2 protein-coding genes are annotated in these 3,317 nt (G+C 69.9%); both read right to left on the bottom strand.

Annotation, left to right across the window (positions count from 1 at the left end; translation table 11 throughout):
* A partial coding sequence (locus AC2W7M_RS22425; protein WP_486135034.1) for a putative bifunctional diguanylate cyclase/phosphodiesterase occupies positions 1-1,513 on the bottom strand: 1,513 nt, incomplete at its 3' end.
* A 268-nt stretch (positions 1,514-1,781) separates the two neighbouring features.
* Positions 1,782-3,071 carry a UDP-N-acetylglucosamine 1-carboxyvinyltransferase gene (murA, locus tag AC2W7M_RS22420; RefSeq protein ID WP_486135032.1) on the bottom strand — a complete coding sequence of 430 codons (1,290 nt, stop codon included), beginning with the start codon at positions 3,069-3,071 and terminating at the stop codon, positions 1,782-1,784.
* Positions 3,072-3,317 lie beyond the last annotated feature (246 nt).

Raw genomic sequence — 3,317 nt, 5'->3', positions numbered from 1 at the left:
GCTCGGGCCGGCCGCCGCGCGGCGCCGCGTGGGACGGCCCGCCGGCGATCAGCCGCTCCGCCTCCTGCGGCGGCAAGGGCCGGGCGAAGGCGTAGCCCTGGGCCAGTTCGCAGCCGCGCGAGCGCAGCCATTCCGCCTGCTCGCGCGTCTCAACCCCTTCGGCCACCGTGACCAGGCGCAAGGCGTGGCCGAGGCCGATCATGGAAGCGATGATCTTGCGGATCTGCGAGTCCTCGCCGATGCCGCGGGTGAAGCTGGCGTCGATCTTCAGCTTGTCGAACGGCAGCTGGTGCAGGTGCGTCAGGCTCGAATAGCCGGTGCCGAAGTCGTCCAGCGACACGCGCACGCCCTTGGCCTTGAGCGCCGCCACCGAGCGGCGCGCGGCGTCGAAGTCGATGAGCAGCGCCGTCTCGGTGATTTCCACCTCCAGGCGGCGCGGCGGGAAGTCGTATTCGTCGAGCAGGTCGAGGATCGACTGGGCGAAGCCCTCCTCCACCAGTTGCGGCGGCGAGCTGTTGATGGCGATGGTGAGATGCTCGGGCCAGTCCCGCGTATCGCGGCAGACCCGGCTCAGCATCTGCCGCAACAGCGCATCGTTGAGGCCGATATCCTCGATGATGGGCACGAACTCCGCCGGCCCAAGCAGCCCGCGCTTGGGATGCTGCCAGCGGGCCAGCGCCTCGAAGCCCACCGGATTGAGGCTGGAGAGGCTCACCAGCGGCTGGTAGTGGGCAACGATCTCGTCATTGACCAAGGCGGTGCGGATCTCGGCCTCCAGCTCCAGCCGCTGGCGGCGGCGGGCATCCAGCGCGCCGTCGAACAGGACGTAGCGGTTGCGCCCCGCGGCCTTGGCCTGGAACATGGCCGCTTCGGCATGCAGCAGCAGTTCGTTCTCGTCGGTCGCATCGCGCGGGAACTTGGCGATGCCGATGCTGACCGTGATGCCGGTGGCGCGGCCGCTCTCGTCCGGGAAGGGCTGGCGCGCCACCGTGACGATGCGTTCGGCGATGCGGAAGATGTCCTCGATGCCGGCGCCGTCGGTGAGCGGAAAGAGGATCGCGAACTCGTCCGAGCCGAGCCGCGCCAGCACGTCCTGGAGCCGCAGCGCCGCGCGCACCCGGTCGGAGAAGGCGCGCAGGATGCGGTCGCCGCCGGCATGACCGAGCAGGTCGTTGACCGAGATGAAGCGGTCGATGTCCACCACCAGGAGCGCGAGCCGGGTGTTGTGCATGCGCGCGAAGTCCAAATGGCGCGCCAGTTCCTCGCGGAACATCTGCCGGTTGGCCACCCCGGTCAGCGCGTCGTAGCGCGAGAGGTCGTCCACCGCCGCTTCCGCCTGCCGGCGCCGCGCCACTTCGCGCTTGAGGTCGCGGCTGCGCAGGATCAGCACCGCGGTGAGAACAAAGCTTCCCACCAGGCCGAGCCAGTAGAGTTCGTCGAGCTGATAGACCTCGTTCTTCCGCGTGAAGGCATACAACTGCTCGAAGGCGTCGAGGGCCGTCAGGGCCGCCATGGCGGCGATCGCAACCACGGCGATGAGCGCGTAAGCGAGGCTGCGCCGGACCCGTGGCTGACCAGCCGCATCGCCCAGAGGCTGCGGTTGTGGCGGCGGGTTCGCTTCCCTCGCGCGCCGGACGGGAGCCCCATTCTCCGATGCCAAATGCGCTCACTCGCTTGGACGCTCGATGGTAATGCAGGACATCCGTCGAGCGGAAGACCGCAGTACCTCATACCTGTGCGCGCCGGATCGCGTCCGGCGCGGCGGCCGGACGGCAGACGCCTCAGCCGCTGATGCGCTCGATTACCGCGCCGCAGCGCGAGAGCTTCTCTTCCAGCCGCTCGAAACCACGGTCCAGATGGTAGACCCGCTGCACCATGGTCTCGCCCTCGGCGGCAAGGCCGGCAATGACGAGCGACACGGAGGCGCGCAGATCGGTGGCCATCACCGGTGCGCCGGTGAGGCGCTCGCGGCCCTCGATGGTGGCGGTATCGCCGTCGAGATGGATCTGGGCGCCGAAGCGCGCCAGCTCCTGCACGTGCATGAAGCGGTTCTCGAAGATGGTCTCGGTGATGCGCGAGCGCCCGCGCGCCCGCGTCATCAGCGCCATCAGCTGGGCCTGGAGGTCGGTGGGGAAGCCCGGATAGGGGGCGGTCGACACCTCCACCGGCAGGATGCCGGCGCCGTTGCGGCGCACGCGGATGCCCTCGTTGGTGGTGTCGATCTCGGCGCCGGCCTGGCGCAGGATGTCGAGGGCATTGTCCAGCAGGTCGGCGCGGGCGCCGGACAGCATCACGTCGCCGCCCACCATGGCGGTGGCCATGGCGTAGGTGCCGGTCTCGATGCGGTCGGGGAGCACCGCGTGGCGCGCGCCCTTCAGGCGCGGCACGCCGAGGACGTGGATGGTGGCCGTGCCGGCGCCGGTGATGCGCGCGCCCATCTTCACCAGGCAGTCGGCCACGTCGACGATCTCGGGCTCGCGCGCGGCATTCTCGATGATGGTCTCGCCGTCGGCGAGGCTCGCCGCCATGAGCGCGGTATGGGTGGCACCCACCGAGACCTTGGGGAACACGATGCGTCCGCCCTTGAGGCCCTTGGGGGCCTTGGCGAGCACGTAACCGGCGTCGATCTCGATCTCCGCGCCGAGCGCGCGCAAGGCGTCGAGGTGGAAGTCCACGGGGCGCGTGCCGATGGCGCAGCCGCCGGGCAGCGACACCTTGGCGACGCCCATGCGGGCGATGAGCGGCGCGATCACCCAGAACGAGGCGCGCATGCGCGAGACGAGGTCGTAGGGCGCGGTGGTGTCGACGATGACGCGGGCATCGATCTCCAGCGTCTGGCCGGCATGGGGATCGTCCCCGTTGCGCTTGCCGTGGGTGGTGATGTCGACGCCATGATTGCCGAGAATGCGCTGGAGCAGCGCCACGTCCGCAAGACGCGGCACGTTTTCCAGCACCAGCGTCTCTTCCGACAGAAGCCCGGCGATCATCAGCGGCAAAGCGGCGTTCTTGGCACCGGAAATGGGGATGCTGCCGGTGAGCGCCTGTCCGCCGACGATGCGAATCTTGTCCATGCTGCTCCTGTCCTCCGGCACCCGCTGCACGCGCAGGCATGCGGGGCGGTCCCGTAATGCGCGAACGTTTAGATTTAGCCCGGCTCGCCCCTTGGAAAAACAATGACGCCCCCGGCTACCCGGTGCCGGCCCCCGCTCGTCGCCGGCGCGGGGATGACCGGCTCCGCCGCCGGCACCGCGGCCTTGCGGGGCGCGTGCCTGGGGCCTTGCGGCGCGCGAGATCGCGCGCAAGGCGGCGGCCAGCCG

Source organism: Xanthobacter sp. BG11Y11_SDJG (assembly GCF_057364445.1).
The sequence above is the reverse complement of the archived record's forward strand: the minus strand, read 5'-3'. Positions and strand labels throughout refer to the sequence as shown.

What these genes read in the sequence shown, in the direction of transcription:
- murA (WP_486135032.1), bottom strand. Translation starts at nt 3,071, where the DNA reads ATGGACAAGATTCGCATCGTCGGCGGACAGGCGCTCACCGGCAGCATC.